We start from the raw sequence: 25,587 nt of genomic DNA on the forward strand, positions 1-25,587 counted from the left end.
GCCCGGGACTTGGTTCCGCCTTTTTACGCGGAGATAGAGCCCACCGCCGTCGCTATGTCGGTTTCAGCTCCTTGGCGCGAATAGTAGTTTCGGCTAATATATGCGTGAACGACCGATCCCAGCAACTCTGTGCCTCGGTTGCGGCGGATAGCAGCAAACGAAGAATGCTGAAAAGCAAAGAGATTCAGTGGTGGACGCCTGCACACACCAAGGGAGAAGGGTTTGGATGACACTCCGTCCGTCAATCTCTCGTCAGGTCTTTGCGAACTTCACGCTGCCTGATTGTCTAATTGATATCTCGTCCAAAAATCATTTCTGGCCAATATGGGGGCGATTGCAATTCTCTTCCTTCGGGCGCGACTAGGGATGGCGGATTTGCCGGGCAATTCACAGCACTCTGCCCACACGCTCGTGGCGGTTATCATCCCTGCCTACAACGCAGAGCCATTCATCGAGCGTACCTTGGCGTCCGTGCTCGCCCAAACGCATAAAAATACGGAAATAATAGTCGTTGACGATGGTTCGACCGACGCAACAGCATCGATCGTTCGACGACTGGCTGATGGCGACGGGCGCATCAAATTGCTCCAACAGAAGAATGGTGGCGTCGCGTCGGCGCGGAATGCGGGGGTGCGGGCAAGCAAGGGCATCTTTATAGCGCCTGTAGACGCCGATGATCTCTGGCACCCGACCAAGCTCGAAAAGCAGCTGCGTGTTTTCGCGGCGGCTGGCAATGATCTAGGGCTTGTCTACACACTTTACCGGACGATTGACGCCGATGATATGGTGATCATCACGCCGAAGCAGAGGCACCCAAATGGATGGGTGTTCATGCAGCATCTCGGACAAAATTTCATCGGCAACGGCAGTTCGGTGATGTTTCGGCGCGATGTTCTCTTCGAAATGGGTGGCTACTCCTCGCGACTGCGCGAGAGCGGTGCAGAGGGTTGCGAGGACTTCTTCATCCAACAGAGCATTGCCTCCAAATACCGTTTCGGCGTCGTTGAGGAGCATCTTGTCGGATACCGCCGAACGCCAGGGAATATGTCGGCAGATTTCGTGCGAATGCTCATCTCGCGTCGGATGGTGCTCGAGAGCGTACTTGCCCGCTGCACAGAGGCGGTGAAGCCGGTCCTGCTGGATGCGATCTTCCGCACCGATGTCGAGATTGCCAAGCTTGGGCTGATGACACACCGATTTGCTGCTGTCGCCAGGAACTGCACTAAAATGCTCTGGCGATCACCTGTGCAGTTCGCGAAACTCGTTGCCGCATTTACGGCCATTTTCCTGCGCAAGGCGAAGCGAGCACTTCCCCAACCGGAAAGCGAGGACCGCAGCTCAGGGGAAAACGGCTCGGAGAGCGGAGGAAATTTTTGGAACTACTCTATTCATGAGTTTGCGGATTCCGCCGAGAAAGCCGACTACCGCGTGGTGCTCAGCAATCTTGCTGTAATGGACGAGAAGCTTGGACCAAGCGGAGCCTATTTGACGCGGCTTCCCGAAGGAGGGACGCTTGCAATGCCCAACGAGGACACGAATTCGGACAGCCTATGTCCCCTTCGTGACATGAGATGAAGAAGCTGTTGCTGGCTGGAGGAGCAGGATTCATCGGGTCGCACCTGGTCGACCGGCTTCTCAAAAGAAACGATTTGGACATGCTGGTTGTGGTCGACAGCCTATGGACCGGCAGAGCAGAAAACGTTGGTCATATCCGAGATCAACGCCTAGTGCTGGTCCGCTCCGAGGTGGAGCATTTCAAATCCGATTTCCAATTCGACGAGATCTTTCATCTTGCCTCGCCCGCGTCGCCGCCGGTCTATATGCGGGAGCCCGAGCGTACCGTCTCAGCAAATCTAATTGGCGCTATGCGGCTCTTGAAGCTGCTCAAAAAGGATGGGCGAATCTGCTTTGCGTCGTCCTCGGAGGTTTATGGAAATCCGTTGGTCAACCCGCTGCCCGAGACGTATCGGGGGTCAGTGGACTGTACGGGCCCGCGCTCTTCCTACGACGAAGGCAAGCGCTGCACCGAGGCGCTCCTCTTCGAAAGCAACCGTGTCCGCGGCGTCGATGTGCGGGTTGCCAGGCTCTTTAACGTCTACGGCCCGCGCACCCGAGCCGATGATGGGCGTGCTGTTTCCAACTTTATCGCCAATGCGTTGGCCGGCAAGCCGATCGTCGTCCATGGTGATGGTCTCCAAACCCGCAGCTGGGGTTATGTCGACGATATTGTCGATGGGCTCGAACGGCTGTTCTGGCTGGAGAACTTCAATCATGTGGGAGCAGTCAACGTAGGAAACGACCGGGAAATTTCGGTGCTTGAGATCGCGCAGTATGTTGCAGGCCTCATTCCCGGAACGACCATTGTTCATGGTGAGCCGGCGCCGCAGGATCCGACCAACCGGCGTCCTGACCTGACCCTATGCCGAAGAATCTTGCCGGGGTGGTCGTGCAAAGTGCCCTATGAAGAGGGTCTCGTGCGCACATTGCGCTGGTTTGAGGCCAATGGTGGAATTGCGGAAATGAGGGCAACTCACGCGATCTAGAGCCAGCAATGATCGGCATGATCTGAGATAGGCGGGCGGCATGGACTGCGGAGCGGAAGGTGAATGAGTCAACGGTTCGCGTGACCGTCCTTATTGTCACTTACAATCACGCACGCTACGTGGCGGCTGCGATCGACAGCGCTCTCATGCAAGAGGCCGATTTCGGTGTCGAGATATTGATCAGTGAAGACTTTTCGACCGACGGAACCCGGAAGATTGTCGAGCGATATGTTTCCAACCATCCTGAAAGGCTGTCGGCGATCTATTCCGGCAGTAATGTGAGATCGAACGAAGTCGTCACGAGAGGACTCCGGATGGCGCGTGGGCGCTACGTCTCGATCCTCAATGGCGACGACCTGTGGACATCCACGACCAAGCTCAAAGATCAGGCGGCCCATCTCAACGCGCACCCGGAACTCTCCGCAATATTCCACAATGCAGTCGTGGCGGATGGCGATGAGTTCACATCGACGCGGTGGACGCGGGCGGACCAGAAACCCATCGTGACGCAAAGGGATATCTGGGAAGGCAATCCTTTCGCAACTTGCGCCGGCATGATGCGAACCGCGTGCGTTCGAAATGTGCCGTGGTGGTATGCTGATTTCTTTCCGATAACTGACTGGCCGCTGTATGTGCTTTGCGCAAGGACAGCAGATCTCGCTTTTGTCGACGAGGTAGCAGGTGTCTACCGTCTGTATCCGGGCGGACTCATATCGGCACTGCCAAACCGACCCAAGCTGGATGCAATAGAAGGATTCTACCGGCGCATGGCGCAGGTCATGGACACGCAGGTGGCAAATTCTGCCCGCGGCGGCTGCTCCCGCTACTTTTATGAATGGTCAATGCGGTATCTGGTAGAAGGCGATTTGCCATCGGCCAGATCGTGCTTCCTGCGGAGCCTTCGCAGCGGTGGCATCGGACGTGACGTGGACAAACGCGACATTGTCAGGTTGGGGCTGCACCTGCTGAAGTCCTCGGTGCTCCAGCGATGACGGCGGTCCGTGACTTCGAGTATCGCGATCCGATCTCGCCGTTGCCACGGGAGGCTGCACGCCCGAAATGGTCAGTGATGATCCCCGCCTGTAATTGCGCCTGCTTTCTTGCCGCAACGCTGGAAAGTGTGCTGGCGCAGGACCCCGGCCCGGCTCAAATGCAAATCGAGGTGGTTGACGACTGTTCTTCCGATGATCCGCAAAGAGTCTTGAATGAAATCGGTGGGAACCGCGTTGGCTTTTTCCACCAGCCGCAAAATCTAGGGCATATCGGCAACTTCCATACCTGCCTGGATCGTGCCCAGGGCGAACTCGTACATCTCCTGCACGGCGACGACGCCGTCCGCCCCGGCTTCTACGAATTGCTCGGACGAAGCTTCGATGCGGACCCGAGTACAGGCGCGGCATTCTGCCGGGCGATCTTCATGGATGCCCACGGACAGGAGCTGTCGATCCCGCCTGTAATGCAGTCAAGCCCCGGACGGCTCGAGAATGCGGCGGCTCGACTGGCGTTGGAACAGCACGTCATGACGCCATCAATCGTGGTGCGCCGCGCGGTCTACGAAGAACTCGGCGCCTTCGACCGGCGGCTCAAATGCAGTGAAGACTGGGAGATGTGGGTCCGCATCGCTTCTCAATTTCCTGTCTGGTACGAACCGCAGGCCCTTGCACTTTATCGGATGCACCCCCAATCGAACACAGGGCGCCATATCCGAAGTGCCGAGGACATGGCCTACACGCGAATGGCGATCGATATTTTCAAGAGCTATCTTCCAACCGAGCTTGCGGACGATGTCGCCGCGTCGGCCCGGCGGACCTATGCGCTAAGCGCTCTCGAGACTGCGCGGCGACTGTTCGGCGCCGGCGATTGGGCTGGATGCTTGGCGCAGATGAGCGAAGCGTTCCGCTTCGATCCCTCACTCAAGACAATTGGTCGTATGCTGCGGCTCGTTGCAAGACAGGGAGGCAGGATTGTCCATCCTAGTTGAAACCGCGCAGCGGCCTGCAGGACTCCGGGAAGATGAACCGGTCCGGCTCGTTTTGGCCGGATGTGGAGCTGTCACAAGGCTCTACTATGCGGAAGCGCTTTCACGCCTTCAAAGCAGAGGCCAAGTTGCAGTCGCGGGGATATTCGATCCAGATGCGAAGCAGGCCGCACTCGTTCAGGCGCGACTGCCCTCAGCCAAGGTTGCGGCCAGTTTCGACGGCCTTTTGGCTATGGACGCCGATATTGCGATCATTGCTTCGCCACCTGGATATCACGCTGATCAGTCGACACAAGCGTTGGAAGCCGGGATGCATGTTCTGTGCGAAAAGCCGATGGCCACGAGCAGCTCCGAGGCGGCTCGTATCCTTGCGGCAGCGGCAGCCAACAATCTTCATGTGGCAACAGGGCTCGTCAGAAGGCAGTTCCCTGCGACGCGGTCGATAAAGGCCATGCTGGAGGGCGGAATGATCGGACGGTTACGAAGCGTCAGTTGTTTTGAGGGCGGCTCCTTCCAGTGGCCGGTGGCTTCGATGAGCTATTTCAGCTTCGCGGAGTCCGGTGGTGGTGTGCTTCAGGATATCGGCACGCATTGCTTTGACCTCCTGACCTGGTGGTTTGGAGAGCCCGACGAAATCCACTACGCCGATGACGCAATGGGCGGCGTCGAGGCGAACTGCCTTGTCCGGCTGCGTTTTGGCGGCTTCGACGCGACGGTCAGGTTGAGCCGGGATTGGGCTCGCCCGAATCTGTACCGCCTTGAGGGCGAACGTGGCTCGATTTCCTGGACGGTCAATGAGACCGAGACTGTGGAGGTCGCCTTGAATGGAAGTCGCACGACAGGCTGCGTTTCCTTCACCAATGCCGACGGCCGGTCGCGCGATTTTGTCGATGCATTTTGCGATCAGGTTTCGGGCTTGGTGGATGCGGTCCGAAATGGGGCCCCCCTTTCCGTGCCGGCCAGTGTTGGGCGCAATGTGGTCGATCTGATCGAAGGATGCTATGCTAGACGGAAACTGATGGACATGCCGTGGCTCGGTCCGGAAGAATTGCTCCATGTCGCTGCTTCCGCCGGGACCAGACAATGACCGGCACTGTTGCAGTGCTTGGCGCCAACGGTTTCATAGGTTGCCGCACCGTGGAGTTGCTGCAACTTTCCGGCTGGGCGAATGTGAGGCCGATCGTTCGCAGGCCGGATGCTTTCGCCAGTCTGTCTCGCTTTGCGATTGACGCAATGGTGGCGGATGCGCGTGATATTCAGGCTCTTACCGCTGCCTTTACGGGCTGTCAGTACGTCGTACATGCAGTTGCCGGTGACGCCCGCACGATCGTCGATGCTATCGAGCCCGTCTATCGTGCAGCCACCGCTGCCGGCGTGCTTCGTCTGATCTATCTCAGCAGCGCTTCCGTTCATGGCCAATCGCCCCCGCCCGGGACGGACGAAACGAGCGCGCTGCATGACGATCAGACGATCGAGTACAACAATGCGAAGATTCATGCCGAACGCCGTCTCGGGCAACTGTCACGCGACGGCACGGTGCAGGTAGTGGTGCTGCGGCCCGGAATTGTCTTTGGCCCACGCTCCAGTTGGACCGGTGGTTTTGCCGACGAGCTCATTGACGGTTCCGCCTACCTGGTGGATGGCGGTCGTGGTATCTGCAACAGCGCCTATGTCGACAATGTCATTCACGCGATCAAGCTCGCCATCGAAGTGCCCGAGGCCTCTGGGCGAACCTATCTGATCGGAGACCGGGAAGAGATCAGTTGGGCAGATCTTTGCCGACCGATCGCCGAGGCACTGGGGTTCGACCTGGCCGCGATTTCGGCTTCAGCGCCATTGTCATTTGCTCCGAGATGGAAACAAGGACTGAAGGAAAGCCAAGGATATCGGCGGCTTGTCCGAAGCCTGCCAAGGCCTGTTCGCAGCGGACTGAAGGCAGGCTATGCCGAGTGGCGGAAGGCAGGACGCAATGCGACCGGTGCGACTACGGCCCCAACGGTCATGGTATCGGAGGAGCGTGCACTTTTGCACCAGTGCCAGACGAAACTTCCATGGCGCAAGGCCGAGCGTGAGCTCGGATACCAGCCGGCTGTCAGCTTCGAGGAAGCATGTCGGCGATCTGTCGGCTGGTTGACCTTTGCCGGCTACCCGACCTGCCGAAACGGAGCGGGTGAGAGATGACCACCCGCCCCGCTGCATCCAGCGTTTCAGTTGTCATCACGACCTACAATCATGCGCGGTTCCTTGCCGAAGCGATCGACAGCGTCCGCAACCAGACCGTGACGCCGGATGAGATCATCATTGTGGACGATGGGTCGTCGGACAATCCCGAAAGTGTTGTTCGTCGATATGACGACGTCCACTACATCCGCCAAAAAAACCAGGGTTTGGCCGCTGCCCGTAACACCGGGATGACGGCAGCGCGCGGCGAATTCATTGCCTTCCTGGATGCCGACGACAGGCTGCGCCCGGTAGCGCTGGCCACCAATCTTGCCTTGTTTCACGACAATCCCGATTGCGCGTTGGTCTACGGTGCTTTCCGCTACATCGACGAGGCCGGTGCAGTCAGGAATACTGTACCACTGAGGTCGGTGGGCGAGGACCCGTATGCATGCTTCCTGACCGACAACCTGATTGGAATGCATGCGACGGTGCTCTATCGCCGCAGGACATTGGAAGCCGCCGGCGGATTTGACCGGTCACTGCGGGCTTGCGAGGACTACGACGTCTACCTTCGCCTATCTCGGGCGAACAAGGTGGCCTGCATTCCGGAATACCTCGCAGATTACCGTCGGCACGCAACGAATATGTCGAACAGCAATCCGATGATGTTGCGCGCGGCGCTGAAGGTCCTTCGCCGGCAGCGGGACGTCGCGCAGACCAATCCGGATTGGGCGGCCGCCTACCGTCAGGGTGTCGAAAAATGGAAGTGCTATTATACGGACAAGCAACTGGGACAGCTTGGTACAGCGCTTCGGTTCCGCTCTTCACTCGCCGGTCAACTCAGCAGCACTATCGCCGTTTCGCTTGCAGCGCCGTTACAGACCGCTGTGATGCTCCGGCATCGTCTCAGGCGCCGGTCAAGTCGGCACCGCTCGAGCGCCCGGTTCGGTGACCTCGAGCGTACCGTACCCTTCAGCACGGAGTTCGGTTTTGATCGCGGCAAGCCATTGGACCGCCGCTATGTCGAGACTTTCCTCGCGTCCTGTTCGTTGAACATATCCGGAAGGGTCCTGGAGATCGGTGACAACGCCTATACGATGCGTTTCGGAGGCAGTCGGGTTACCGCAAGCGATGTTCTGAACCGTTATAACGGCCACCCGTTGACAACCTTCGTGGGTGATCTGGCGAATAACGACGATCTGCCGTCCGAGACCTTCGATTGTATCGTACTCACCCAGACCCTGCACCTTCTTTTCGATCTACCTGCTGCAGTCGCAACCCTGTGGCGGATCCTGAAGCCGGGAGGCGTTCTCCTGATTACAGTGCCTTGGGTCAGCCCGATTGACAGGAGAGAATGGGGCGAGAGCTGGTTCTGGTCGATAACTCCGGCTGCCCTAAGGCGACTTCTGTCGGACAGGTTCGGGGCGAAGAACGTCGAAGTCAGTCACTATGGAAACGCGTATTCTGCTACGGCCTTCCTCTACGGCCTGGCGGAACATGAGCTGAATTCGGCATTACTTGATGTGCACGACCCCTATTGTCCGGTAATAGTCGCGGCGCGGGCTTTCAGGCGATGAGCAGCGCCGTGACAGCGCGTCAAACTGTCAGCAAATTCCTGCGACGGGGGCGCCTGCTTGCCGGTTTCGGCCGACCTATCGTGCTGATGTATCACCGCATCGCAGAACCGCTCGTCGATCCTTGGGAACTCGCGGTTTCGCCGCAAAATTTCGCACGCCAGATCGAACTTCTTACGAAAGCGCGGGACATTGTTCCCCTGCAATGGCTGGCGCAACGGCTTGGGGAGAGACGGTCACCGAGAAATGCGGTGGCAATCACCTTTGACGACGGCTACGCGGATGTCCTCCAAAACGCCGTGCCGATCATGCGGCGTATGAACTGTCCTGCGACTGTCTTCGTCACCACCCATGCGATCACCGATCCCTCAGTGTTCTGGTGGGACATTCTATCCCGCATCATTTTGGAGATGCCTGCTCTCCCGAACACTCTGGAGATCGAGATCGCTGGCCGAAACTATGACTGGCGCGTTTGGGAGGACGCAATGCCGGCGGACTCCAATAACGCGATCAACCGCACGACGCTCCATTTTAACTTGCACGCACTGCTGAAGCCGTTGAGTGCACACGAACGCGAGAAGGCCCTTGAGCGGCTGGCAAGATGGGCAGGAACCGACGCCAGTCCCCGAGGGCGCGATCGCGCCATGACGCATTCGGAGCTGCGGCAGCTCGCCGACACCGATGGCGTTTCGATCGGCGCCCACACCTGTACGCACCCATCCTTGCCGCTACTGAAACGGGACGAGCTTGAACGCGAGATTTCAGGCAGCCGCCAACAATGCGAGGAGATTACAGGACGGCGGGTGGTGGGATTCGCATACCCGTTTGGAGATTTCGATGGCAGCACCGCCAACGCCGTAAGGTCTGCCGGCATAGACTATGCAGTAACTACCCTGCCGCGTGAAGCTGGGCCTCGCGTCGACCCTTACCGATTGCCGCGCGTTACGGTCGCCGATTGGGGTGAAGTTGACTTTCGGCGCATGGTGCTGTGCCATGGCTGACAATTCAGGCGGACAGCCGCGTGTTACGGCAATTATAGTCGTGTTCAATGGTGAGAGTTATCTCCGGGAAGCTGTTGACAGCATTGTAGGTCAAAGCTTCACCGACTGGGAACTCCTCGTTGTCGACGATGGCTCGACTGACCAGTCGTCCGCCATCATACGCGGTTATGAGCAGCGGCTGCCGGGCAAGGTGCGACTATTGTCTCACCATGACAATGGCAATCACGGTATCAGCGCCTCGCGCAACCGTGGACTGACGGAAGCGCGCGGCGCCTACGTCGCATTTCTCGACGCAGACGATGCATGGCTGCCCGAAAAGCTTTCCGAACAGGTCTCTATTATGGAAAGCGATCCGGCGCTCGGCATGATCTATGGCCGGACTCTGATCTGGCATAGCTGGCAAGAGGCTGCTGACCGCGCGGACTTCTACTACCCGCTCGGCGTCGAACCAGACACCCGATACGAGCCTCCCGTGCTGTTTGAGCTGCTACTTCAGAACGAGGTCCAGACGCCGACAACATGCAATGCCCTGATGCGTTCAAGCTTATTCGCAACGCTTGGGGGGTTCGAGAACAGCTTTCGCCTGATGTTCGAGGACCAGACGTTCTTTGCCAAGGCGCTCGCATTCGCGCCCGCCTACGTGTCCGGCCGGACCTGGGCAAAATACCGCCAGCATTCTGAAAGTTGCTCTGTTGCCTGCTCTGAGGCAGGCACTGACGAGGCCGCGCGTATCACGTTTCTCACATGGCTAAATCGCACAATGGCGGATAAGGGCGCCTCTTTCCGCATTCGTTCAGCAATCTGGAAAGCGCTTGCGCGCGAGCGCCGCAAGGTGATCAAGCGAAGTATCAAAGGATGGCTTCGGCGATGACTTCCCTGCCGCGAGTGACGATCATAACCCCCTTCCTCAATGCGGAGGCAACTCTGGGCGAAGCGATCGCCAGCGTCCAAGCTCAGACAGTTGCGGACTGGGAGCTTTTGCTGGTCGACGATGGCTCGACGGATGACAGTGTCAGGATCGCCAATGATGTTGCAGCAACCGATCCTCGGATCAAGGTGCTGAACAGGCCTCCCGGATCCAAGCGTGGCGCGGCGGCAGCGAGAAACGCCGGAATAGAGGCCGGCAGCGGCGATTTGCTTGCCTTCCTGGATGCAGACGATCTGTACGAACCGCATATGCTCCGGACGGTTCTGGCGGCAGCCGATGCCAACCCGGAAGCCGCAATGATCTTCGGGCCGACGAGATGGTGGTATCCAGACGGTGAGCGCCCCGACTGGATCGAGCCGACGGACGGGCTTGCTGGCCGTTTGCATCAGCCCCCGCGGCTTCTAAGGCGACTTCTGCTGATCCAGAACGGTCACGTTCCGTGTACCTGTTCGGTGCTCTTGCGAAGGAGCGCGATCAGCACGGTCGGCGGCTTTGAGGAGCGCTTCGATCTCTATGAAGACCAAGCTCTGTGGGCGAAGCTATTCCTGCGTCTTCCCGTCTTTGTCACGCCTGTAACTCTGGCACGCTACCGGCAGTATTCCGGTTCGACGTCGGCGGCGGCGGCTGAGCGAGGGGTCTACGACGGCATGGGGAAACACCCTGCCCGCGCTGCATTCCTCGACTGGGTCGCGCAACATTTGCAGGAGAGTGGACTGCGAGGCTTCCACGTCCGATGGACGCTGCGGCTGGCGCGTGCGCCCTACGTCGCGCCGCCGACGATTGGAAGCAGGGCCGACCGGCTTATCCTGAAGATCATGATGTGGACAGCAAAGCAACAGCGCCGGATTCGGCGTAAACTCGTGCGTGCTTCAGTTTGAAAGCAAGCGTCAACGCCTAGTCACCCATCGGTGCGGAAAGCTGACACTGCCGAAGCCGGGTTGGGCGGTAACCGGTCGGTTGTCGAGCAAGCCGGGCATGACATCGAACACGGCGGCGGTCTCGACCTGGTCTTCGACCACTCTGTCGTCCGCCACTAGCGCCACATCAATCCTGTAGCGCCCTGGTCTCAGCATAAGGCTCTCTACATGCACCGTGTAGACTTCGCCCTGACGATCATGCTCGGAGTGCTCCATCGTGTCGAATGACGTCACAGGATCGCCGAGGTCGTCAATAATGGTAATAAGGCATTGTGCAAGTTCGCGCGGCCCATCGACCTGAAGCCGAAAAACCGCCGGCTGCCCCGACGCGACGGGACCCGTTTTGTTGAAAACCTCGATGCCGACGACACGCAGGCGGCCTCGCCCGGTGCGCGTCGTTCGTGTACTCAGATCGGTGCTCGCTCGCGCTTCCAGTGTCTGCAGATAATTCCGGACCAGGTCGCCCGTCGGGCCGTCGGCCAGGATCGTCCCGCCGTCGATAAAAATTGCGCGGTTGCAAAGCCGCTGCAGAACCGACATCTGGTGGCTAGCGATCAGCACTGTGCGGCCCGTTTCGGCGACGCTTTCGGCCTTGGCAATGCATTTCTTCTGGAATGCGGCATCGCCGACGGCCAATATCTCATCGATCACCAGAATATCGGGATCGACATGCGCGGCAACCGCGAAGGCCAAGCGTAAGTACATGCCGCTTGAGTAACGCTTAACAGGCGTGTCGAGAAACGGCTCGATGCCGGAGAAATCGACGATTTCATCGAGCTTGGATCTGATCTCGGCGCGGCGCATGCCGAGTATCGCTCCGTTGAGATAGATGTTCTCGCGGCCGGTCAGCTCCGCGTGGAACCCCGTGCCGACCTCCAGCAAAGCTCCCAGCCGTCCGCGTATCGTCGCGCGACCGGAAGTCGGCTCCACAATCTGCGCCAATATCTTGAGAATGGTGCTCTTTCCCGCGCCGTTGGGTCCGATCACGGCAAGGACTTCGCCCGCGCGCACCTGGAAGGAGACGTTCCTCAGGGCCCAGAATTGATCGTCTCCACCGTTGCGTCGACCCAAAGCGGACTTCCTGTGAAGGATTCGCCTTGCGCCGCTGGCCAGCGCGTCCCGCAAGGTAGGGAAGCTATTGTTCGCCACCCCCAGTCTGTAGGCCTTGGAGAGATTGGTGGCTTCAATCACTGTGTCGGTCATTGCTCAGATCAGGTCCGGAAACGCGCGTTCGGACTTTGAGAAAATAGCCAGTCCGGCAACGAGAAGGGCCAGCGAGGAGAGAGTCGATATCGAGATCATGACCCAATCGGCGGGCGTGCCCAGTACGCTCCAGCGCATGGCTTCGACTATCCCCACCATAGGGTTCAGGCTGTAGAGCGGCCGCCAAAAGTGCGGCACGAGATTGCCCGGATAGACAACCGGAGTCATGAACAGAACTATCTGAAGGCTGAACGGCACGAGATATCCCACATCGCGAAAGCGGACATTGATCGCAGATAGTGCCACTCCCAGCCCCGTCGCCGACGCAGCCATGACGAGCACGAACAGTGGCAGGAAGATCACCTGCGGTGCCGGCCAGATTCCGAATGCCAGCAGCGCCGCGAACAAAAGAGTGAGGCCGACGATCATATCGGTCAGGCACGTGGCCATAGCGGATATGGGAATGATCAGACGCGGAAAATAGACGCGCTTCACAAGTTCCTGGTTGCCGACAAGGCTGCCCGTCATGCTGCCAACCGCTCGCGAAAAAAAATTCCACGGCACGAGCCCACACAGGACAAACAGCGGGTATGGCGCTCCGTTTGATGAGATGCCCACGAGTCGGCCAAACAAGACGCTGAAGACCGACATGGCAACGAGCGGCTGCAGCATTGCCCAGAGCACACCCAGATAAGTCTGGCGGTATTTGACCTTGAAGTCGCGCCAGGCCAGGAAGAACACAACTTCCCGATATCGCCAAAGTTCGGAAAGGTCGATCAGCCGCCGCTTGCGGGACGGATCGATCACTGTCTCAACAGCTAAAGGTTGCGGGTCTGTCCGTACCGACACTATGATGGCGTCCGCCCTCCCTTGACGGCCCCATTGAGGCCTACATTTCCGCGCAGTGCAATCAGGACTTTCTCCGAAGTCTATTCTCGGGGAACGCTCGAATGCCTGGACTATTTTTTCAGCCTCCGCCAGCCGGCTCTGCGAGAATAGCCACCGCGGTGATTCCGGATCAGAAACAGGAGCCCTAAGACCCCTGCGCCGAAACTGCCGAGGCAAAACGCCCAGCGCCACGCGTCGAGCCCAAATGGCTGGAGCGGCGCAAGCCAGCGGGCGATGAAGATGTAGCAGTGGGGGCCAAGGGCGGCGGTGGTGCTGACGAGAAGGATCAGCATGCCACGGCGTCTGGGCGGCAGGATTTCCGTCAGGTAGGAAATGACCAGAGGTGGAAGGCCCCAAGAGCGATGCCCGAATGCCACGCAGCACTGTAAAGGATTGGATGTCTCGGCTAAACGCGGCAAGGAGCGAGACCACAGTGAGGAACAGCAACACGCCAGAGAGCACCAACTTTCGCCCGTAACGATCGGCGACCCATCCCGTGGGGCCCCAATGAACATCGAGGACAGTAGCCAGGAGAGTTGCGCCGGATCAACCGGATTGGGTGGCTCGGAGAATACTGCGGAAGGGGCGCTGTCGATGCGATTTCCGCGACATCGAAGCAGAAGGCGTCGGCACAAACGATAAGCACCAGGAGGTGTAATCTCGTCAAGTCAGGCCGAGGTTTGGTGCAGCCCGCCATGGTCGAACGCACACAAGATCGCTTTGTCATCTCACAACCGGCGCTGTGCCGCCGCCACCTCATAGCTCGTCTCGCCCGCTTCAAGGCGTGCCATCGCCCGCTGCCGCAGATCTACCGAATAGGCTTCGCCATCAGTCACGACCTCCACGGCCGGGACATCGAATTTGATTTGCTCAATCTTGGGAATCTGGATTCAGCCAAAACGCGAACCGCTCTAGCCTAGGAGTCTAGGCTACGTGCGCCTCCGATAGCAGATGACCTCTTCGATAGTGGGTCTCGCGATGTAGCGCTCTCCGCTAGCACCTAATCAATCAAGATCAAGCAGTTGCGTGAGCAACCGCTACCACCAGCCACACTCTGGGTAGACGTCGACGCGCGTCGGAGAGTTTTCGTTAGTCGGCGGTGGCACGCGCCGGCGGGATTGTCTTGATGCGACGCGGGATCTATTTCGCGAGCCAGCCACCGTCAAAGCGTCAAACGGCAGGATCGCTCCATCACGTACGACGCTGCGCCCGCGCCCAGGTAGGACAAAGTCTATATATTTTAGTTACCGAGCAATCTTCAGCGCGGCCGATGGATAGCCGGAAAGTATCTGTGCGCGCCAAGCATCTTCTTCATTCGGAGCTGCTGTCAGCCTCTTATGAGTGACTCGACGAAACCGGCCAGCACAATCAGGACAAGACCTCCCAGCAGCCCTGCTATTCCGGCTCCGATTAACATGGTCGGCGTCAGGCCGTCGGCGTGGTGGCGGATGAGGCGCCCAACCCCCGGAATGCGCGCGGAGGGCCACACAAAGAGCAAGCCGCCGATGCCGCCAACAAGCAGCCGGCTGTCCTGCCAAGACAAAAACTTGGCACCCAGCGACCCAGGCCATTCCGACCGCGGCGCCGCAGACAAATTCTACAAACAGCAGTATGCTTGGGACCCCAGGCATGGCTAAGGGAGCTCCACCATAGAATCCTACGTCGCTGGGTCTGCGGACGCTCCGAGTGAGCGCATCGCGCAGAGCCTGTTCCCACAACGCGCCGAGTTGTTGCACGCAAGCATTTCGATATATCCGGAGATCGTAGTGCATGAAGGAGACGAGCCAAATGTCGTCGGCGACTTCGGTGATTCCGAGCCTCTGGCCGGCGAGCACGGTGGAGATGTTGATCTTCTTCTCTTCTTCCTGTGCATGCAGCTGCGCAGATGCCGCCGCAGGGCGGCGCTCCTCCTCCCTGTGTCTCGCCGCCGCCACGTCATTGCCAGGCAGCCGAAGGCAACGGCCCGTGGCCAATTCAGTGGTCCGCGTCCGATCCCACGGCTGATCTCGCAACGCGGTCGGCCTTTCCGCGAGCATAGCTAGGCATCTTGACGGCAATGATGGAGAGAATACCGATGATTATGCCGGCGATTACATCTATTAAATGATGACCGCCTTCAGGCAGAGTGGCCACAATCATGGCGGCATTCACCATGGCCAACACGACAAAAAGTGGCCGGATGGTCCGCGCGGCATAGACCAATGCCAATCCAAGTGCCGTGTGGAACGACGGGAACGTGACGAGCCCTGTGCCTTTAGTCATAATTAGATCAAACGGCTCGCCTGATCGCAGCGCCATAAGCACATGATGGTGCCACATTCCGGCATCAGTGGTGAAGTTCGAAAATAGCCCGCGCGCCGGCTTGAAATAGGCATAAGCGCCTTCAGCTGGCGCCAACGCCATCAGTGCGCCCGTGAAGACCGAGGCAACCGCTAGAAGAGCCACAAACTCCAGTGCTCGTTCTCGTTGGTTTCTCACCGCGTGGACTAACAAAACGAGCGGCATTTGAAACGCCAGCACATGATAAGCAAAAACCAGGACGGATGCTGTAGTCGGCTGGTTGGTCGTGGCCAGAAACCACCGCCAGTCGAAACCGAGGCAGGAATCGATAGAAGCTAGAACCGGGTCTGCCAGCGGCCTTGAGGTGGCCGACGCCAGGTACATGAAGACGGTGGTTGAAATGGCGAGCGGTATGAATGCAACTGCGGAAACGACCAGGATTCTCAAGCAGCCACAAAGATGTTTGATTATGCTGGCGATTGGGCTTGTATCAGATCTCAATCTATGGAGGGCAATTGCCGATGCCATCCAAGATGCGCTGAGGACAAGGGCCACCTTGCCTATGTCAACCCAGTTCCTCGGTGAAAAATCGACTGTAGAAAATGGCAACCAAAAAATGTCAATCAGCCCGAAAAGAGCTGTGACCAAGGCAATAGTTACTAAGTGATTTCGAGTTTCAACACCTCCGTCAGCCAATGAAGCATTCCTAACGCCGCCGTGTAAGATCACCAGGCATGCCCTTACATCTGTACACTGCAGGTCAGCATGGGGCACAGTCACTGCCATCGGCACAATGAGGATAAAGACGGAATGAGCATTGGCGTGGTCTGCCCATAGGCTTCGTATTCGGGGAACACCGCTCGCAAGACCCTCTCCTCGTTCACGAGCCGCCGATATTGGAAAGCCAGGGCAATCGCGCAGATTGCGACGGTCGCCCATGTCGCGTTGCCGAGAAGAACGCCGAGCAGGACGATCGCTTCGCAGACGTAGAGCGGGTGACGCACGATCTGGTAAGGCCCTGCCGTGACGAGCCGCCTGGCCTGCGCGGTGATGCTGAAGGATCTGCCAAGCCAGAACAGGCACAAGATGCAAAGAGCGAAACCAACTATGGTGGTCAGGTCCGCAACAAACTCGATCTGCGGAGCTGCCTGGATGCGAGGGACCGCGATCAAAGTTGCGGTGGCAAAGCATCCGATGAGCGCAGAGATTCGGGGTTCAATTCCGTGCGCTGTTCCCAGGGGCGGAAGACGCGCCACTGTCATCACAACGACGAGCACGAGAAAGCCGAGAGCGGCGACATCTGCGGTGAGATCGATAATCCACGCCACAGTCCATTCTGCGCCGGCAAGAGCTACCAAGAACGTTGCGGCCTTCAAAGTCGCGCAGAACGTGAAGTAGAGTGTCATCGTTGCACGCCCGGCGAAATCACGTATCTCTGGCGGAGGGAGCTTCATTGATTCTGCCCTTCGGAATCACTGGATAGGCGAGTTGCTCGACGTAAGTTGATGGAATCGGATCATCGACGCCATAGCGCTCCGGGACAGCGTTACCGGGCAGGTACATCGTTCCGAAGAGCGCATCGATCAATGAAAGTTGACCTGCGAAGTTCTTGTCGTATGCCGCGCGCTCGTGAGCGTGATGCCAATGATGGAACTGGGGTGACGCGATCAACCACCGAAGCGGGCCGATATTCAGCCTGACGTTGGCGTGCAGCAGAAGTCCGTGGACGTGAAAAATTATTGCAAACAGGGCGATCGCCGGGCTGCTGAAACCCAGCAGATATACAGGCACGAGCGACGCGCTCTTTGTCAGAGCCTGGTCAACAGGATGAACCCTGTGCGCCGCCAACCAGTCCAGTTCTTCAATGCTGTGATGAATCGAATGGAAGCGCCACAAAAAGGGAACGGCGTGAAAGGTGCGGTGGGCCAGGTAAAAGCCAACGTCCGCAATGACAATGATCTCTGATACCTGGAGCCAAACAGGTTGCGATGATACTGCGCTGCCGACATAGGCCGGCACCAGCCGCCCCACCGTACTCGTTGCTACCGTGATAGCCGCGATCAGGCCAAGGCTTATCGGGATGCCATTAAACAGCGCATAGACGAGATCATTGAAGAAGGCTTTCCTAAATATCTTCTGATGGGGGCGCAGAGCGAACAGGTATTCGATCGGAACGAAGATCAGAACCGCAATTAAGAGCGCTTTGATATTCAGAATGTCCATACGGCGTCCCGCCGGCAAGACGCAATCCAAGCACTTCGCCAATTTGAGCGCAAGCTAATGATCTCTCACAGGTTGATTGAAAGTTAGTTTGCGCGCCAAACATGTCAGACTGAGAGCCCGCCTAGAACCGTGCGTTGCCATAGATCTGAAGCCCTAGCGTGCAGATAGCGGCGATCGAGATCGGCACACCGAAAGGGACGACGCCTTTGCGATCCAGATGCTGAACGTAGAGGCGGAAGGCGCCTTCGGGCAGCATCAAGGGGTTCTTCACGACTAACGCGGTCGCAAGCGCGAAGACCAGCAACAGCACGGAAAACACCAGGAGCCCGCTGCCGCCGATCAGAAACGAAATCACCGCCATCAGCTTGACATCGCCGGCGCCGACCTTGCGGATGGCCCAGAACGGGAAAAGCGCAACGAACAGCAGAAGGCCGGCAAGCGCGCTCAGGCCCATGTCCCACCACGACCCGGTGAGGATCGACACAAACTGCAGCGAACCCACCCCAAGGCACAAAAGCAGCAGCACGTCGCGGTTAGATATTTTTTGGGTGGTGAAGTCGAGCCATGCAACCCTTGCCAGCAAAGAAACCGCCAGCCCTTTCATCAGCAGCGCTCCGGCAAGCAACATGCTAGCGCCTTACCGTTCGAGGTTCTTCACGCTGGATGACAGGAGTCGCAAATTGTTGGCGACGGTCGGATCGTTGGGAGCCAGTTCGTACGCTTTAAGGAAATTGCTGCGCGCGTCCTGCAGCTTGCCGCGCAGCAGATAGGAATAGCCGACGTTATTGTAATATTCGGGCGTAGGCCCAATCAGCCGGAAGGCCTGGCCATAAGCCCTGTCGGCGAGATCGAAGCGGTGGATGCGGTCGCTGCAGGCGGCGAGGCCCAGCCATGCGACACCATCGTTGGGGGCAAGTTGCGTTGCCTTGTAGAACAGGGCGCCCGCATTGCCATAATCTTCCGAGCGGAACTGGTTCTTGGCTTCGGCAACGGCTTGGTCGGAGGCATAATATTCGACGTCGCTGACCGTCTTCAGTCCGTCGAAGGTATCGCCGAAGGCAGTAAGCTCCACTTTCGCCGGCTCGTTAGTGCGGACGACTCCCGTTGGATCCGTCGCATTCGACTGACATCCGGAAAGCACGACTACCAGCAAACTGGCAGCGGCAACGAGGCACATTGGCCTTTTCATTTTATCCCCCAGGGATCTTTCCGATCCCGTCCCCTGACCAAAGCACATCCCGGTCTAGAAGAAAATGCCCTTCATTCGAATGATCACTGGAAGCATCACAACCATCATCACAACAGGAAAGATGCATAGCCCCAGTGGTATCATCATCTTGACAGGCAAAGCGTTGGCGCGTTCCTCGGCGAAGAGAATTCTTTGTCCCCGCATTTCGTCGCTGTAGACGCGCAAGGCGTCCGTCAAACTGGTGCCGAGCTCTTCGGATTGACGGAACAGCACAGCCAGCGCGCGCGCCTCCTCCAGTCCAACGCGGTCGGATAGTTCGCGCAGGGCCTCGCGCAACGGCTTGCCCGCGCGCAACTGAAGATTCATGATCGCGAGTTGGATACCGAGCCATCTGTGGGTGCCAGCCAGTTCGCTGCCGACACGCTCGACAGCCGCCTCGAGGCTCATGCCGGCATCGGCGCAGGTGATCATCATGTCCATGAAATCCGGAAAGCCGCGACGATAAATCTGCTTTTGTCCCTTTTCGAATCGATCGAGAGCAATGCTCGGAATGACGATGCATCCCAGCCCAAGCAGGGCAGAGCCTGCAAAGGTGACAAGACCGGGAAGTCCGGGTGGCAATATCCGCGACAGGAGCGCAAACGTCACGGAAAAGCCAAGACAGACCGCACCAAGACGCGACAGAGTATAGATCATTGGCGCGCTTGACTGATAGAAGCCGGCGCGAAAGAGCTTTGCGTCCAGCGCGCTGGGCTGGTCGCGTTCTTTTTCGATCGATCTGAAATAGGCGTCGACCGGCCGCTGTGCTGAAATCTTGGCCAGTTCTTCCTGGCCCAAAAGCGAGCGGCGGTTGGGAATGCCCTCTGCCAGCAGGCTTTGCGCAACCAGTTTCCTCGTCTGCAGCGCCGGCAAGACGACGAGCGCGCCCACCAGAAACAGCGCTACGGCCGCCAGGAAGACGGCGATGGACACCAGAAGGCTCAGATCCTGGGTCACAACTTCTATAGCTCCGATCGCTCAAAAATCGAAATTGACCATACGGTACATGATGAAGTCGCCGAGCAGCGCCCAGAACCCGAAAACCAAGAATACAGGCATGATCAAGGGGCTGCCCCATACATCACCGTAGTAGCTGGGGGCTAGGCCCGTGAGGATGGCGAGCATCAAAAGAGGAAACAGGGAAATGATCCACGCGGACATTCGCCCCTCGGCAGAGAGCGCCCTAATCTTCAACCTGAGTTTCTGCCTTTCGCGCAGCACCACTGAGAGATTCGACAGAATTTCGGTAAGGTTGCCGCCGGTCTTGGCCTGAATCGACAGCGACACCGACAGCAAATGCAGACCTTCGAAACCGACGCGCTGCGAGAGTTTTCGCACCGCGTTTTCAAGGCTGAGGCCAAAGGTGATCTCGTCGGAAACAATGCCGAATTCGGTGCCCAGCGGATCAGGCATTTCTCGTGCGACAAGGCTTATAGCCACGGAAGTCGGATGACCGGCACGCAGCGAACGCACGATCATCTCAAGGGCATCCGGCAATTGCTTCGCGAATTTCTGGATTCGCCTGGCGCGCGCGCGGCGGAGAACCAGAAACGGCAGGAGGAATACGATGAGCAGAAAGATGATAAACGAAAACACGGCGGAGAAGTGCAGCAGGAACGCAAATACCAGTGCCAGGGCCAGTCCACCGACAGCAAATGTCGCGACGAACGACAGCGGATTTCCGGTAACGCCGGATTGCGTGTACAGCCTGTTCAGGCCGACCGCATTGAAAAGAAAGTCGCCCGAGCTGGTAAGCCCACGTTCTTGCAGCAATCGCTGCAAGGTCTGTTCGGCCGGAGCGTCGTCGGCGAGCCGCTTCAGTCGACGGTTGATCGTGCTGACCGTTGAGCGCCGCTTGGAGTAAGTCACATACAGAGCCTCGGCCGCGAGGATGAGCGAGGCAGCCGCCAGTACATAGATGAAGTAGAGCAATGTCTGGCCGGTCAACATTAGAGCGGGACCTGTGGGTTGAACGCGTCCCTGGCGAACTGATGGCCAAGGGTCGCCGCTTCCTGGGCAAAGCGCGGACGAATGCCGGTCGCCCGAAATTCACCAACGATCTGGCCCTCGGCAGTCACATCGCGGCGGACGAAATGGTAAAGTTCCTGAACCTGTACGACATTGCCTTCCATACCGGTGAGTTCTGATATGGAAACAACCCGCCTTCCACCATCGGAAAGCCGTTGCGTCTGCACAATGATGTCGATGGCCGAGGCAATCTGAGCCCGTATTGAATCGTGGCTCATCGGCATGCCGGCCATACCGACCATCTGTTCCAATCGCGATATCGCATCTCGGGGCGTGTTGGCATGAATGGTGGTCATTGAACCTTCATGGCCGGTGTTCATAGCCTGCAGCATGTCGAAGGCTTCCTCGCCTCGCACCTCACCGACGATGATGCGGTCCGGCCGCATGCGAAGCGCATTTTTTAGCAATTCGCGCTGGCGAACTTCGCCCTTTCCCTCAACATTGGGCGGACGCGTCTCGAGACGGCCCACATGCGGCTGCTGCAGTTGCAGTTCCGCTGCGTCCTCGATGGTGATCAGGCGCTCCCTGGCTGGGATGTAGCTCGACAGGGCATTGAGCAGGGTCGTCTTGCCGCTGCCTGTGCCGCCCGAAACCAGGATCGACTTGCGGGCCTGCACGGCAATGCGCAACAGGTCGACCATCGGTTGCCGGATCGAATTAAACGCCATCAGACGTTCGAGCGAATAGGGGTTCTTGGAGAACTTGCGAATCGAGACCAGCGGGCCATCCACCGAGATCGGCCGCACAGCTATATTGACTCGCGACCCATCTTCCAGCCGCGCATCGACCATTGGCGCCGATTCATCGACGCGCCGGCCGATAGCCGAGACGATCTTGTTGATGACACGTAGCAGATGGGCTTCATCGCGAAAGCGGATCGCCGTCTCCTCTATGACTCCCCGCCGCTCGATGAAGACTCGCTTGTGGGTGTTGATCAGAATATCGGAAATCGAATCATCCTTGAGCAAAGGCTCGATCGGACCCAGCCCGAGCATCTCGTCAGCGGTGTCGCTGGTCAATTGGTCAAGTTCGCGGGCGTTAAGCGGCACGTTGCGAGCACGAACGAATTCCCGCACTATGGGGCGGATCTCGTTCAGGATTTCCTCCTTGGACGCACTTTCAAGGGCCGTCAGGTTGAAGCGATCAATCAAGTGGCGGTGGAGCTCGACCTTGAGCGTAAGGAAATCATCCCCCGGCGATTCGAATTCCGCAGAACGGGACAGTACGGGGACTGCCGGCACGATCGGATCAAGCTTCGGCTCGACCCGCGGCTCGCTTGGCCCTTTCGTGAATCGGCCCAGCATTTTGCGCTACCCCTTTGGACACGCCTTGGGGGGAATACCCCGCAAGACGGCAGGCACCGAGCACGTTCTCGAACTCAATACTTCTGCATATTTAACATCCAGGTCGAAAAAACATCTCATCTATTCGAACGAGGCGTCCGGCCGTAAATATACAAGGGCCTGCCAAAACATCGCCCTGCCTCTTTTTGGCCACGATGGCCCTTACGGGCTCTGGCAAGCCCTTGGATATAATGGCATATGCCTATCTGCTAATATCGCCTCGCTTCTGCCACAGACGCGGCGAAATTGTTAACGGATGGTTAAAGACTGGCGAAAAGCAGGCAGAATCAACGTCTTGCTGCAGAGAGACATCGAAACGACATTACCATTTCAGGCATAGCACAGGTATAAATAAGTTAAAGAACCATTAACATATTTGACTCTGCTTTTTATCGGCCCCTAGGATTAGGTCGACGGAGGATGCTCAGGTATGCGATTTCATCCTTGGCTCGTCTCGTCAGGGTTTGAACCTCCAAAGGGAGAAATTGGCATGAAAAAGCTCATGACGATGACCCGGCAGTTCCGCGACGACGAACACGGCGCTGCCATGGTCGAATATACCATCCTGCTCGGCATCATCACCGTGGCGGTGATCGCCACGATCATTCTTGTCGGTGGCTGGGTCAGCACCCAATGGACGGGGCTTTACGCGTTATTGCCGTGATAGCTTAGTCCTATCATCGACGCCGGGGAGGTCCCCGGCGTCGATCCAGGTGGTGGGTGAACGGAGTCTGGCGGGAAAAGAAAGTGCGTGCAAACACTGTCATCATGATCGTTCTCGCCGGCGTATTCGGCGTGCTCGCAGTGGTTCTCGCCAATATCTGGCTGACCAGCCAACGCAGCGCTATGGCGAAGACGGACGTACCGCGCGATACCGTCGTGGTGGCGGCCGTATCTTTGAAATTCGGCGACACGCTGTCGGCCGACAAGCTGCGTGAAATCACATGGCCGGCGGGCGCGGTTCCGGCCGGGGCTTTCAAGACGACAAAAGATCTACTCGCTGGCGAAGGCACAAAGCAGGCGCTGCAGGCGATCGGCGCCAATGAACCCGTTCTTGCCACCAAGATTACCGGCCCCGGCCAGCGCGCCACGCTTTCGGCGGTGCTCGGCGAAGGCATGAAAGCTGTTTCCATCAGAGTCAACGATGTGCTCGGCGTCGCAGGATTCGTTTTCCCAGGTGATCGGGTCGATGTGCTCCTGACGCGCACCGTGCGCAACCCTGGAGATGCAGACCAGAGTTTCGTCGACGTGCTGTTGCAGAGCATGAAGGTGCTCGCCGTCGACCAGGTCGCCGATGAAAGCACCGACAGCCCGACGGTGGTGAAATCGGTGACTGTCGAGGCTAGCACCAAGGACGCCCAGAAGCTGACGCTGGCCGCCGGCGCCGGCCAGTTGTCGCTCGCGCTTCGCCAGGCAGCCGCCGGCAAGGACGAGATCACCCAACGCATCACGCTTTCCGACCTGACCGGCGAAACGCCGGCCGATGTCGCAGCCAGGCAGGCCGAACTCGCCAGGCAGGCGACGGCCGATGCTGCTGCGGCAGCCGAGCGCAAGCGCGCGGACGACAAGATCAATGGCCTGACTCGGGCCGTCGAACAGGTCGGAAACCGGCTCGACGACTTGAGCAAAGCAAAGCCTGCTCCGGCCGTGACCTCGGCACCCGAAGCGCAAGAGGTCGTTAAGGAAGTGATCAAATATGTGCAGCCGGAGCCGTCAGCCCGTGCGACCGTCGGCGTTTTTCGGGGCGTGAAGCTCGAAAAATATGACGTACCGCGACAAAGATAACTCTGGTATGTTGAGATAAAGAGCGTCCGAAGAGCCGCCAAAGGGGGGAATGTAGATGCGAACGGTCCGGGAAACACTGGCAGCCGCCGCGCTGGCCTGTTCGGTGATATTACTGCCGATCGGCCTTGAGGCTACGGCAGCCGATCGCCGTATCGACGTGTCGAACCCCAAGGTCCATCGTGTCTTCCTGCCCATGTCGCAATCGCTGACGATTGAGGTGAATGCCACTCTTGGCGATATCGTCGTCGCCGACGAGAAGATCGCAGATGCCCAGCCGATGACGGACAAGACGCTCTACGTCATTGCCAAGGGCGCCGGTACCACAACCGTCAATCTCTTTTCCGAAGACAAGCGCTCGCTTGGCGTAATCCAGATCGAGGTCGGCGTCGACGTCAACGATATGGCGCAGGCAATTCGGCAGGTAGCGCCCAGATCGCGGATCGATATCGGCTCGGTCAATGGCAAGGTCCGGCTCGGCGGGCATGTGAAAGACGGCGCGACGCTGGCGTCGATCCTGGAAGTGGCCCAGCAATACGGTCCCGACGCGATTATCAATGCCGTTACCGTTGATGACAGCCAGCAAGTGAATCTGGAAGTGCGCGTGCTCGAGGCCAAGCGCAATGCCGGTCGCGACCTTGGTGTGTCGATCAGGAGCACGAACAACAGCGGAACGACCCGAACTGGAACGGGCATTGCCGCCGTCGATGAAGATAACGTTGTGCTCGGACCGGGCGGTCTGCTCACTGGCCTGCTCTCGAACACCAATCCGTTCGCGGCGCTGATCACTCGCGTCATCGACAGCAACATCAAGGTCGATCTGATCATCGAGGCGCTTGAGGCAAAGGGTGTCGTGCGCATGTTGGCCGAGCCCAATCTCACCACGCTTTCCGGCGAGCCGGCCAGCTTCAACGCCGGCGGTGAAGTACCCATCCGCAGCCTCGACAGCGACGGGCAGATCAACATTGTGTACAAGCAGTTCGGCGTGAATCTGCAGTTCACGCCGATCGTGCTCAACGACGACAAGATCCATATCAAGCTAGCGCCGGAGGTAAGCGACCTGAACGGCTTCACGCCGGCTGGCGACCCGATCTTCACCACCCGCAAGCTGGCGACCGTCGTCGAGTTGCGCGACGGCCAGAGTTTCGCCGTCGGCGGGCTCTTGTCCAGCAAGAATACCAAAATCCAGAGGCAGGTGCCATGGCTGGGCCAAGTGCCGATCGTCGGCGCGCTGTTCCACAATTCAAGCAATCAGAAGGAAGAGACCGAACTGGTTGTCATCGTCACCCCGCATATCGTGCGCCCGGCGAAACCCGGCGAGCAACTGGCGACCCCATTCGACAAGACACGGCCGGCCAACGACCCGGAGTTTTTCGTGCTCGGCCAACTGGAAGTAACCAAGGACATGGTGCGCAAATATGAACTGGGCGAAGGCGTCGTCGGCCCCTATGGCCACATGCTGGACCTGAAATCCAAGGACAAGATGATCTATGTCAAGAAATAGGGTG

At 58.4% G+C, this 25,587-nt stretch carries 25 protein-coding genes and 1 pseudogene; 14 read left to right on the forward strand and 12 right to left on the reverse strand.

Annotated features, from left to right (window positions below; genetic code table 11):
- Positions 1–324 precede the first annotated feature (324 nt).
- Genes NKH80_RS02005 through NKH80_RS02050 form a run of 10 tightly spaced genes read left to right on the forward strand, consistent with a single transcriptional unit; the run spans position 325 to position 11,065 of the window.
- Positions 325–1,575 (forward strand): glycosyltransferase family 2 protein, encoded by a 1,251-nt coding sequence (locus tag NKH80_RS02005; protein ID WP_502899859.1) that lies wholly within the window; start codon positions 325–327, stop codon positions 1,573–1,575.
- The gene (locus tag NKH80_RS02010) at positions 1,572–2,543 is read left to right on the forward strand and encodes an NAD-dependent epimerase/dehydratase family protein (protein ID WP_352706280.1); all 972 of its coding nucleotides are present in this window, start codon (positions 1,572–1,574) and stop codon (positions 2,541–2,543) included. The genes NKH80_RS02005 and NKH80_RS02010 overlap by 4 nt, the downstream gene beginning before the upstream one ends.
- A 59-nt stretch (positions 2,544–2,602) precedes the next feature.
- Entirely contained in the window at positions 2,603–3,535 is a 933-nt protein-coding gene (locus NKH80_RS02015) for a glycosyltransferase family 2 protein (RefSeq protein WP_352706283.1), read from the forward strand.
- The gene (locus NKH80_RS02020; protein WP_352823803.1) at positions 3,532–4,524 is read left to right on the forward strand and encodes a glycosyltransferase family 2 protein; all 993 of its coding nucleotides are present in this window, start codon (positions 3,532–3,534) and stop codon (positions 4,522–4,524) included. The genes NKH80_RS02015 and NKH80_RS02020 overlap by 4 nt, the downstream gene beginning before the upstream one ends.
- Complete coding sequence (locus tag NKH80_RS02025; protein ID WP_352823800.1) at positions 4,508–5,608, forward strand: Gfo/Idh/MocA family protein; 1,101 nt, start codon at positions 4,508–4,510, stop codon at positions 5,606–5,608. The genes NKH80_RS02020 and NKH80_RS02025 overlap by 17 nt, the downstream gene beginning before the upstream one ends.
- Positions 5,605–6,702 carry an NAD-dependent epimerase/dehydratase family protein gene (locus tag NKH80_RS02030; protein WP_352706289.1) on the forward strand — a complete coding sequence of 366 codons (1,098 nt, stop codon included), beginning with the start codon at positions 5,605–5,607 and terminating at the stop codon, positions 6,700–6,702. The genes NKH80_RS02025 and NKH80_RS02030 overlap by 4 nt, the downstream gene beginning before the upstream one ends.
- Positions 6,699–8,261, forward strand: a complete 1,563-nt coding sequence (locus NKH80_RS02035; RefSeq protein ID WP_352706290.1) for a glycosyltransferase — start codon at positions 6,699–6,701, stop codon at positions 8,259–8,261. The genes NKH80_RS02030 and NKH80_RS02035 overlap by 4 nt, the downstream gene beginning before the upstream one ends.
- Entirely contained in the window at positions 8,258–9,259 is a 1,002-nt protein-coding gene (locus tag NKH80_RS02040) for a polysaccharide deacetylase family protein (RefSeq protein ID WP_352989259.1), read from the forward strand. Before NKH80_RS02035 ends, NKH80_RS02040 begins: the two co-directional genes overlap by 4 nt.
- Complete coding sequence (locus tag NKH80_RS02045; protein ID WP_352507984.1) at positions 9,252–10,130, forward strand: glycosyltransferase family 2 protein; 879 nt, start codon at positions 9,252–9,254, stop codon at positions 10,128–10,130. The genes NKH80_RS02040 and NKH80_RS02045 overlap by 8 nt, the downstream gene beginning before the upstream one ends.
- Positions 10,115–11,065, forward strand: a complete 951-nt coding sequence (locus NKH80_RS02050; protein WP_352989262.1) for a glycosyltransferase — start codon at positions 10,115–10,117, stop codon at positions 11,063–11,065. Before NKH80_RS02045 ends, NKH80_RS02050 begins: the two co-directional genes overlap by 16 nt.
- A gap of 9 nt (positions 11,066–11,074) precedes the next feature.
- On the opposite strand, the gene NKH80_RS02055 is transcribed toward NKH80_RS02050, so the two are convergent.
- The 3 genes from NKH80_RS02055 to NKH80_RS02065 all read right to left on the reverse strand — a co-directional run bounded on the left by NKH80_RS02055 (position 11,075) and on the right by NKH80_RS02065 (position 13,488).
- A complete protein-coding gene (locus NKH80_RS02055) occupies positions 11,075–12,307 on the reverse strand; it encodes an ABC transporter ATP-binding protein (RefSeq protein WP_352755228.1) in 1,233 nt (410 codons plus the stop codon).
- A gap of 3 nt (positions 12,308–12,310) precedes the next feature.
- On the reverse strand, positions 12,311–13,114 hold the full coding sequence (locus tag NKH80_RS02060; RefSeq protein ID WP_352706301.1) for an ABC transporter permease: 804 nt from the start codon (positions 13,112–13,114) through the stop codon (positions 12,311–12,313).
- Between the two features lie 152 nt (positions 13,115–13,266).
- Positions 13,267–13,488, reverse strand: a complete 222-nt coding sequence (locus NKH80_RS02065; protein ID WP_352706303.1) for a hypothetical protein — start codon at positions 13,486–13,488, stop codon at positions 13,267–13,269.
- A 402-nt stretch (positions 13,489–13,890) separates the two neighbouring features.
- On the opposite strand from NKH80_RS02065, the gene NKH80_RS02070 reads away from it, so the two are divergent.
- Complete coding sequence (locus NKH80_RS02070; protein WP_352706304.1) at positions 13,891–14,115, forward strand: hypothetical protein; 225 nt, start codon at positions 13,891–13,893, stop codon at positions 14,113–14,115.
- Between the two features lie 837 nt (positions 14,116–14,952).
- Here NKH80_RS02070 and NKH80_RS30075 read toward each other — a convergent pair.
- The 9 genes and pseudogenes from NKH80_RS30075 to NKH80_RS02115 all read right to left on the reverse strand — a co-directional run.
- Positions 14,953–15,051 (reverse strand): annotated as a pseudogene (locus NKH80_RS30075) (transposase); the annotation flags it as partial.
- A 118-nt stretch (positions 15,052–15,169) separates the two neighbouring features.
- A complete protein-coding gene (locus NKH80_RS02080; protein WP_352706306.1) occupies positions 15,170–16,171 on the reverse strand; it encodes a phosphatase PAP2 family protein in 1,002 nt (333 codons plus the stop codon).
- Positions 16,172–16,251: 80 nt separating this feature from the next.
- Positions 16,252–16,881 carry a methyltransferase family protein gene (locus NKH80_RS02085; RefSeq protein ID WP_352706308.1) on the reverse strand — a complete coding sequence of 210 codons (630 nt, stop codon included), beginning with the start codon at positions 16,879–16,881 and terminating at the stop codon, positions 16,252–16,254.
- A gap of 19 nt (positions 16,882–16,900) precedes the next feature.
- Entirely contained in the window at positions 16,901–17,698 is a 798-nt protein-coding gene (locus NKH80_RS02090) for a sterol desaturase family protein (RefSeq protein WP_352706310.1), read from the reverse strand.
- A 121-nt stretch (positions 17,699–17,819) separates the two neighbouring features.
- Positions 17,820–18,326, reverse strand: a complete 507-nt coding sequence (locus NKH80_RS02095) for a prepilin peptidase (protein WP_352706312.1) — start codon at positions 18,324–18,326, stop codon at positions 17,820–17,822.
- 9 nt (positions 18,327–18,335) lie between these two features.
- Positions 18,336–18,770, reverse strand: coding sequence for a tetratricopeptide repeat protein (locus NKH80_RS02100; protein WP_352989267.1), 435 nt, complete (start codon positions 18,768–18,770; stop codon positions 18,336–18,338).
- A 171-nt stretch (positions 18,771–18,941) separates the two neighbouring features.
- Entirely contained in the window at positions 18,942–19,883 is a 942-nt protein-coding gene (locus NKH80_RS02105; RefSeq protein ID WP_502899860.1) for a type II secretion system F family protein, read from the reverse strand.
- 21 nt (positions 19,884–19,904) lie between these two features.
- A complete protein-coding gene (locus NKH80_RS02110; protein ID WP_352989270.1) occupies positions 19,905–20,876 on the reverse strand; it encodes a type II secretion system F family protein in 972 nt (323 codons plus the stop codon).
- Positions 20,876–22,258 (reverse strand): TadA family conjugal transfer-associated ATPase, encoded by a 1,383-nt coding sequence (locus NKH80_RS02115; protein WP_352706318.1) that lies wholly within the window; start codon positions 22,256–22,258, stop codon positions 20,876–20,878. The genes NKH80_RS02110 and NKH80_RS02115 overlap by 1 nt, the downstream gene beginning before the upstream one ends.
- Before the next feature lie 529 nt (positions 22,259–22,787).
- On the opposite strand from NKH80_RS02115, the gene NKH80_RS02120 reads away from it, so the two are divergent.
- The 3 genes from NKH80_RS02120 to NKH80_RS02130 all read left to right on the forward strand — a co-directional run bounded on the left by NKH80_RS02120 (position 22,788) and on the right by NKH80_RS02130 (position 25,583).
- Positions 22,788–22,961 (forward strand): Flp family type IVb pilin, encoded by a 174-nt coding sequence (locus NKH80_RS02120; protein WP_352472996.1) that lies wholly within the window; start codon positions 22,788–22,790, stop codon positions 22,959–22,961.
- Between the two features lie 83 nt (positions 22,962–23,044).
- A complete protein-coding gene (cpaB, locus tag NKH80_RS02125) occupies positions 23,045–24,082 on the forward strand; it encodes a Flp pilus assembly protein CpaB (RefSeq protein WP_352989273.1) in 1,038 nt (345 codons plus the stop codon).
- A 55-nt stretch (positions 24,083–24,137) separates the two neighbouring features.
- Entirely contained in the window at positions 24,138–25,583 is a 1,446-nt protein-coding gene (locus tag NKH80_RS02130; RefSeq protein WP_352706322.1) for a type II and III secretion system protein family protein, read from the forward strand.
- Positions 25,584–25,587 lie beyond the last annotated feature (4 nt).

The sequence above is a fragment of the Mesorhizobium sp. M0904 genome (genome assembly GCF_040319475.1).
Lineage (GTDB): Bacteria > Pseudomonadota > Alphaproteobacteria > Rhizobiales > Rhizobiaceae > Mesorhizobium.